Source organism: Streptomyces hainanensis, assembly GCF_004348415.1.
GTDB classification, from domain to species: domain Bacteria; phylum Actinomycetota; class Actinomycetes; order Streptomycetales; family Streptomycetaceae; genus Streptomyces; species Streptomyces hainanensis.
Genome location: NZ_SMKI01000390.1, coordinates 1 through 7,690, shown reverse-complemented (window position 1 = coordinate 7,690; position 7,690 = coordinate 1). Strand labels below are relative to the sequence as shown.

Here is a 7,690-nt window from a genome sequence, read left to right as displayed (position 1 = left end):
GGCCCGCCCGCGCCGCCACCGTCTCGGCCGGTCCGGTGCCGCGCCAACTCCCGCCCCCGCCACCGTCGTTCGTCGGACGTACCGCCGAACTCGCCGCGCTCACCGCCGCGCTCGAGGCGCCCGGGGGCGACGAGGCGGCGGCCGTGCCGATCACCGCCGTCGGCGGGGTCGGCGGCGTCGGCAAGACCTCGCTGGCGCTGCGCTGGGCCCACGACAACCTGAAGCGGTTCCCCGACGGCCAGCTCTACGCCAACCTGCGCGGCTTCGACCCCACCGTGCGGCCGGTCGAACCCGCGGCCGTGGTGGCCACCTTCCTCACCGCCCTCGGCGTCGACCGGACCGCCGTGCCCACGGACCCGGAGGCCGGGTTCGGCCTCTACCGCAGCCTGGTCGCCGACCGGCGGGTGCTGGTCCTGCTGGACAACGCGCGTGACGCCGCGCAGGTGCGCCCCCTGCTGCCGGGATCGCCCTCCTGCGTGGTCGTGGTCACCAGCCGCAGCCGGCTCGGCGGACTGCTCGCCGCCGAGGGCGCCCAGCCCCTCACCCTCGGCGCGCTCTCGCCCGAGGAGAGCCGCCGCCTCCTCGCGACCCGGCTCGGCGCCGGGCGGACCGCGGTCGAGCCGGCGGCCGTCGGCGACATCGTCGCCTCGTGCGCCCGGCTGCCGCTGGCGCTCGCGGTCGCCGCCGCCCGCGCCGCGGCGGCCCCCGAACTGCCGCTCGGCGAACTGGCCGCCGAGCTGCGCGCGGCGGAGACCAGGCTGGACGCCCTCGACGCCGGAGACCTGGCCACCAGCCTGCGCGCCGTCTGCGACACCTCCTACGACGCGCTCGACCCGACGGCCGGTCGGCTCCTGTGCCTGCTCGGCACCGCGCCGGGCTCCGACATCGGGGTGCCGGCCGCCGCCTCGCTCGCCGGGCTGTCCCCGGCCCGCACCCGGTCCGCGCTGCGCGCCCTGGAGGCCGCCAGTCTGGTCGACCAGCACACGCCGGGGCGCTTCAGGGCCCACGACCTCCTCCGGCTCTACGCGGCGGAGCGGGCCGCGCGCGAACTGCCGCCGTCCGACAGGGACGCCGCGCTGCGCCGGCTCGTCGACCACCACGCCCACACGGCCCTGCGCGCCGGAGACCTGGTGGACCCGCACAGCCCGCGGGTCCCCGTCGGCGAACCCCTCGACAGCGCCGTGCCGCAGGAGTTCGCCGACCGCGACCAGGCGATGGCCTGGTTCGAGACCGAACACGGCCGCCTGCTGCCCCTCCAACGGCTCGCCGCCGACCACGGCATGCACCGCGCCGCCTGGCTGCTGGCCTGGGGCTGGGACCTGTTCCTCTCACGCCGCGGCCACCTGGCGGAGCACCTGGCCAGCTGGCACGCCGGCCTGGCCGCCGCCACGCCGCTGCGCGACCCCACGCTGCAGGGCCTGGCCAGGCGCCGGCTCGCCGCCGCCACCCTGCGCGCCGACCCGGACGACCGGGTGCCGCTCGAACACCTCGGCCACGCCCTCGCGCTGTTCGAGGACGCCGGCGACGTCCTCAACCAGGCCCACACCCACCAGGGCCTCAGCCTCGCCTGGCATCGGCGCGGCGACGTCCGGATGTCCCTGACCCACGCCGAGCAGGCCCTCGCGCTCTACCGGACCCTGGGCGACGCGCTGTGGGAGGCCAACGCGCTCAACGCGGTCGGCTGGTGGTGCGCGCAACTCGGCGACCACGACCGGGCCCGCGAGAGCTGCCGGGAGTCGCTGGCCGTCTGCCGGGCGTACGGCCACCGCGAGGGGGAGGCCGCCGCCTGGGACAGCCTCGGCTACGTCGCGAGCCGGGTCGGTCGGCACGCCGAGGCCCTCGACCACTACCGCGAGGCGCTCGCGCTCCGCCGCGCCCTGGGCGACACCTACGAGGAGGCCGACGTCCTCGGCTGCCTCGCGGAGGCGCACCTGGCGCTCGGCGACCCCGCCGAGGCCCGCGCCACCTGGCACCAGGCGCTCGCCCTCTACCGCGCCCAGCACCGCACCGACCAGGTCCACGAGGCCGAGGCCCGCCTGGCGGCGCTCGAACCCTGAGCGGCGGGCGCCGGGACGGGCCCGGGCGCCGGGACGGACCCCGGGCGGCGGGCTTCATGAGAGGCCTTTCATCATCGCTTCATGTTGGCGTGCGGTGTGATGCCGAATCCTGGTCGCCATGACCTTCTCGCGCCGCGTGGCGACGCTGACCGCCGTCGTCCTCATCCCGATCGGCATCGCCGGCACCAGCTTCCTGCTCGGCGACGACCTCGAGACCCCGTCCGTGCCCGCCGAGGTCGACCTCCAACCGACCCCGGGCGGGGGAGCCGACGACCGGCCGGGCGAGGATACGGAACCGACCGCGCCCGACGCCTCGCCCTCCGATCCGCGACAGGATGTGGTGCCCCAGCCGTCACCCACCGAAGGATCCGTCGATGACCAGTCGGGCGACGACGACCTCGACGACGACGCGGACGACACCGACGACCCGGCCGTCGACGACGACGCCCGCGACGGAGCGGACGACGGCTGACGGCGCCCGCCGCCGGTTCCGGCTCTCGGCCCGGCTGCGCATCCTGCTGTGGCTGCTCGTCGTGATGGCCGTCGCCCTCGCCACCGTGGTCCTGACCACCCGCTCGATCCTGCTGCGCGACGCCGAGCAGCGCGTCGGCCAGCTGCTCAGCCAGGAGACCTCCGAGTTCGAGAGCTTCGTCGACCACGCGCGCGATCCGGAGACCGGCCGCCCCTTCACCGAGCCGCGCCGACTGCTCGGCGTCTACCTGGAGCGCCAGTACCCTGAGCCCGACGAGGAGTTGCTCGGCTACATCCGCGAGGACCCGGCGCCCCGGGTCATCCGCCAGGACCGCGACATCGCCTCCCGGCTGCCGCTCCACCGGGACGGCGCCTCCCTGGAGCGGATGTCGGAACACCCGGCGGGCACCGGCACCCTGCGCCGCGACGACGGCGTCGTCCACTGGGCCAAGGTCCGCATCCGCTACGGCGAGGGCCAGCCCGAGGCGATGTTCCTCGTCGCCGTCCACGACGACCCCTCCGGGTCGTCCGCCGAGAACGCCGTCCGCACCCTGCTGGTCATCTCCGGCGTCGCGCTGCTGATGAGCTGCGTCATCGGCTGGGGCGTGGCCGGCCGCATCCTCCGCCCCGTCCGGCTGGTCCGCGCCACCGCGGCCCAGCTCACCGAGCAGGACCTGACCCGCCGCATCCCGATCGACGGGCACGACGACATCTCCGCCCTCGCCGAGACGTTCAACGCCATGCTCGACCGCCTCGAACGGGCCTTCGGCACCCAGCGCGACTTCGTGGACGACGCCGGCCACGAACTCCGCACCCCCATCACCATCGTCCGCGGCCACCTGGAGCTGATGAGCGCCGGCGAGGGCCCGGCGGCCGCCGCCGAGCGCCGCGAGACACTGCGCCTGGTCACCGACGAGCTGGACCGCATGAGCCGGATCGTGGAGGACCTGCTGCTGCTGGCCAAGGTCGAACGCCCCGACTTCGTGCGGCCCGCGCCCATCCAGGTCGCCGAACTCACCGCCGACGTCTACGTCAAGGCCCGGGCCCTCGGCGACCGCCGCTGGGAGCTGCCCGAGGTCGCCGAGTGCGAGGCGGCGCTCGACGCCCAGCGGATCACCCAGGCCATGGTGCAACTCGCCCAGAACGCGGTCCAACACACCGGCCCCGGCCAGCGGATCAGGATCGGCTCCCGCCTGGCGGCCGGGCACCTCGAACTGTACGTCGCCGACGGCGGCCCCGGAGTCAGGCCCGAGGAGGCCGAGATGATCTTCGAACGCTTCCGCCGCGGCACCACGCGGCGCGGCGGCGAACGCAGCGGCGCCGGGCTCGGTCTCTCCATCGTCCGCGCCATCACCCGGGGGCACCACGGCCGCGTCGAGCTCCGCCCCACGCCGGGCGGCGGCGCCACCTTCGTCCTCGTCGTACCGGCCCAGGAGGTCCAGGAGACACCATGAACCGCATCCTCATCGCCGAGGACGAGGAGCGCATCGCCTCCTTCGTCGAGAAGGGCCTGCGGGCCAACGGCTTCAACACCACCGTCGCCTCCGACGGCGACACCGCCCTCGACTACGCGAGCACCGGCGCCTTCGACCTCGTCGTCCTCGACATCGGCCTGCCGGGCCGGGACGGCTTCACCGTGCTGCGCGCACTCCGGGAGACCCGCGTCACCGTCCCCGTCATCGTGCTCACCGCCCGCGACTCGGTCCGCGACACCGTGGCCGGCCTGGAGGGCGGCGCCGACGACTGGATGACCAAGCCCTTCCGCTTCGAGGAACTGCTCGCCCGCGTCCGGCTGCGGCTGCGCACCGCGGCCCGCGCCCCCGAGGTGACCGTGCTGCGCTGCGGCGACGACCTCAGCCTCGACCTGCGCACCCGCCGCGCCCGCGCCGGCACGGCCCTGGTCGACCTGTCCGCCCGCGAGTTCGTCCTCCTCGAACTCTTCCTGCGCCACCCGGGACAGGTCCTCTCCCGGGAGCAGATCCTCTCCCACGTCTGGGGCTACGACTTCGACCCCGGCTCCAACATCGTGGACGTGTACGTCAGGGCGCTCCGCAAGAAGCTGGGCGCCCACCGGGTGGAGACCGTCCGCGGCATGGGCTACCGGCTGCCGCACCCCACGTGAACCGGCCCTCATGTCAGGCGGTTTCATGAAACGTCTCTCATGAGCGGTTCATCCGGAGCTCACCGCCCGTTCCGAGACTGGTCGGGTGAGCCTCACCAACCGACAGGCCGTCACCCTCTGCCTGGCACTGAGCGTCTGCGGCCTGCTCGCGGTCCCGACGAACTTCCCAGGTCTCGACGGTGACGCGCGCCTCACCCTGGCGGTGTTCGTCCTGGCCACCTGCGCCTGGATCGGCACCCCCGTCGACGACACGTACGTGGCGCTCGGCGCCGGCCTCGCCCTCGCCGTCACCGGCGTGGTCAGCGCCGACACGCTGTTCGGCACCCTCGGCGACCCCACCGTCTGGCTGTTGATCTGCGCCTTCGTGCTGGCCGCCGCCGTCGCCCGCAGCGGCCTCGCCGCGCGGGCCGCCGCGTTCCTGGTCGGCGGGGCGCGCACCGTACGGCAGTTGGCGCACCTGACGACGGCCGCGCTGGTCGTCTCCGCCTTCGCGATCCCCGCCACCTCCGGGCGCGCCGCGCTCGCGCTGCCCGTCTTCCTTGCGCTGGCACGGGTGTTGGCCGACCACCGGCGGCTGGTGGTGGCGCTGGCGCTGCTGTTCCCCACCGTCATCCTGCTGTCGGCCGTGGCCACCCTGATCGGCGCCGGCGCCCACCTGATCACCGTCTCGGTGCTCTGGGAGACCACCGGCGAGCGCATCGGCTTCCCCCAGTGGCTGCTGCTCGGCCTGCCGCTGGCCGTGGTCTCCTCCCATCTCGCCGCCGAGGTCGTGCTGTTGACCACCACCCGGCGCGCCGACCGGCGCGTTCCGGTGCGGGTCACCGCGGCCGACATCGAGGAACACGGCGGGCAGCGGGTCACCGGCCCGCTCAGCTCGGTCGAGACCCGCTGCCTCGGGCTGCTCGCCAGCGTCGTGGCGCTCTGGTGCAGCGAGCCGCTGCACCAGGTGCCACCGGCGCTCGTCGCGCTCATCGGCGCGGTCGTCGTCACGGCCCCGGTGCTGGGCACCATCCGGCTCAAGGAGGCCCTCGGCACCATCCCCTGGTCGCTGCTGCTGTTCATGGCGGCCACGATGGCGATGGGCGTGGCCCTGTCGGACTCGGGCGCCGCCGACTGGCTGGTCTCCGGGCTGCCGGGCGACGCCACCGTGCCGGCCTGGGCGTTCCTCGCCGTCGTGGTGACCGTGAGCGCCGCGGCCCACCTCGTGCTCCAGTCCCGCTCCGCCCGCTCCAGCGTGCTGGTGCCGCTGGTGGTCGCCTCCGCGGTGGCCTGCGGGGTGGATCCGGTGGCCGCCGCCCTGGCCTCGACGGCGGCGGCCGGCTTCTGCCACACGCTGCCCGCCTCGGCCAAGCCGGTCGCGCTCTTCGCCGACGTGCCGGACACCCCCACCTACACCCCCCGCGACCTGCTGCGGTTGTCGGCCGTGCTCGGGCCGCTGACCGCCGCCCTCGTGCTGGCGTTCGCGCTCGCCGTGTGGCCGGTGCTGGGCGTCGCCCCGTGAAGAACCCCGTGAAGAACCCCGTGAAGAACCCCGTGAAGAACCCCGTGCAGTGCCCGGTGAAGAGCCCCGTGAGAGAAGGAGAAGCCCGTGTACCGAATCGTCGTGGCCCCCAGCGGCCTCAAGGAGTCGCTGTCGGCCGCGGAGGCCGCCGAGGCCATCGCCGAGGGGCTCGCGCGGGCGCTGCCCGACGCCGCGGTCGAACTGCTGCCGCTGGTGGACGGCGGCGAGGGCACGGCCAGGGCGCTGGCGGCGGCGGGCGGCGGGCGCGTCGTGCCGTGCCTGGCCACCGGGCCGGTCGGCGAGCCGGTGAGCACCCACTACGCGCTGCTCCCCGAACCCCACGGCGGCCCGGGCACCGCCGTGGTGGAGATGGCGGCGGTGGCCGGCCTGGCCCTGGTGCCGGTCGGGCGCCGCGACCCGGCGCGCACCACGACCCGGGGCGTCGGGGAGTTGGTCCGCGCCGCCCTGGACGCCGGGGCCCGTCGGATCCTCGTCGGCTGTGGCGACTCCGGCACCTCGGACGGCGGGGCGGGCGCCCTGCAGGCGCTCGGCGCGCGACTGTTGGACGCGGCGGGCCGGGAACTGCCGCCGGGGGGCGGCGCGTTGGCGCGGCTCGACCGCGTCGACGCCACCGGCCTGGACCCGCGGTTGGCGACCGCCGACCTCGCCGTCGCGACCAACCCGTTCAACGTGCTCTGCGGACCGCGGGGCGTGGCCCGGGTCTTCGGCCCGCAGAAGGGTGCCACCCCGGAGCAGGTGGACGAGCTCTCCGGGGCTCTCGACCACTGGGCGACGGTTCTGGAACGCGACCTCGCCCCGCGCGGCGTCGACCTCCGCACCGGTCCAGGCACCGGCGCCTCCGGCGGCCTCGGGGCGGGCCTCGCCGCGCTGGGCGCGCGGCTGCGGCCGCGGTTCGAGGTGTTCCTGGACCACCTGGACCTCGACGCCCGGCTGGCCGCCGCCGACCTGGTCATCACCGCCGAGGGCGCGCTCGACGCCCAGACGCCGTTCGGCAAGATCCCGGGGGAGGTGGCCCGCCGCGCCAAGGCGCTCGGCGTTCCGGTGCTGGCGCTGGCCGGCACCCTCGGCGAGGGCGCGGGAGAGGTCCATCTGACCGGCGTCGACGCCTACCACGGCATCCTCCCCGCGCCCGTCGCGCTGCCCGAGGCGCTGGCGCGCGCCCGGGAGTTCCTTACCGACGCCGCCGAGCGCGCCGCCCGCATGCTGCTGCTCGGCAGCCGCCTCCCCGCGAGGGCGGGCGCGGCCGACCGGTCCGGACGCCCGCGCCCAACGCATTGACATGCCCTCGTACCGTTCCTATGTTCCGTTCGACCCTCAGTTCGGCGTTCGACAGGTCGGACGCTTCGGAGTTGGAAAGGGTGCGAATGTCTTCCACTGCGTCTTCTTCCGAGCCGCCGCCCGGCGCGGCGCCGTTGGTGGACAGCCGGTGGTTGGCCCGGAAGTTGTACAGCAGCCGCTCCACGTCCACGAACCGCAGGTAGGCGCGGGTGCGGTTCTCGTTGTCCAGCCACCGGCTCG

The 7,690-nt window shown here is 75.3% G+C and carries 6 protein-coding genes; all 6 read left to right on the top strand.

Annotated features, from left to right (window positions below):
• On the top strand, window positions 1–2,057 hold a 2,057-nt coding region (locus E1283_RS39535; RefSeq protein WP_132820931.1), incomplete at its 5' end, for an ATP-binding protein.
• A gap of 118 nt (window positions 2,058–2,175) precedes the next feature.
• Complete coding sequence (locus E1283_RS27880) at window positions 2,176–2,529, top strand: small secreted hydrophilic protein (RefSeq protein ID WP_132820930.1); 354 nt, start codon at window positions 2,176–2,178, stop codon at window positions 2,527–2,529.
• Window positions 2,432–3,982 (top strand): sensor histidine kinase, encoded by a 1,551-nt coding sequence (locus E1283_RS27875; protein WP_132820929.1) that lies wholly within the window; start codon window positions 2,432–2,434, stop codon window positions 3,980–3,982. Before E1283_RS27880 ends, E1283_RS27875 begins: the two co-directional genes overlap by 98 nt.
• Window positions 3,979–4,650 (top strand): response regulator transcription factor, encoded by a 672-nt coding sequence (locus E1283_RS27870; RefSeq protein WP_132820928.1) that lies wholly within the window; start codon window positions 3,979–3,981, stop codon window positions 4,648–4,650. Before E1283_RS27875 ends, E1283_RS27870 begins: the two co-directional genes overlap by 4 nt.
• Window positions 4,651–4,735: 85 nt before the next feature.
• Window positions 4,736–6,151: an SLC13 family permease gene (locus tag E1283_RS27865; RefSeq protein ID WP_132820927.1), complete on the top strand. Its 1,416-nt coding sequence runs from the start codon at window positions 4,736–4,738 to the stop codon at window positions 6,149–6,151.
• An 87-nt stretch (window positions 6,152–6,238) separates the two neighbouring features.
• Window positions 6,239–7,450, top strand: a complete 1,212-nt coding sequence (locus E1283_RS27860) for a glycerate kinase family protein (RefSeq protein ID WP_132820926.1) — start codon at window positions 6,239–6,241, stop codon at window positions 7,448–7,450.
• Window positions 7,451–7,690 lie beyond the last annotated feature (240 nt).

Coding starts and splice junctions, on each gene's coding strand:
- E1283_RS27875 (WP_132820929.1), top strand. CDS start 2,432: ATGACCAGTCGGGCGACGACGACCTCGACGACGACGCGGACGACACCG.
- E1283_RS27870 (WP_132820928.1), top strand. CDS start 3,979: ATGAACCGCATCCTCATCGCCGAGGACGAGGAGCGCATCGCCTCCTTC.
- E1283_RS27880 (WP_132820930.1), top strand. CDS start 2,176: ATGACCTTCTCGCGCCGCGTGGCGACGCTGACCGCCGTCGTCCTCATC.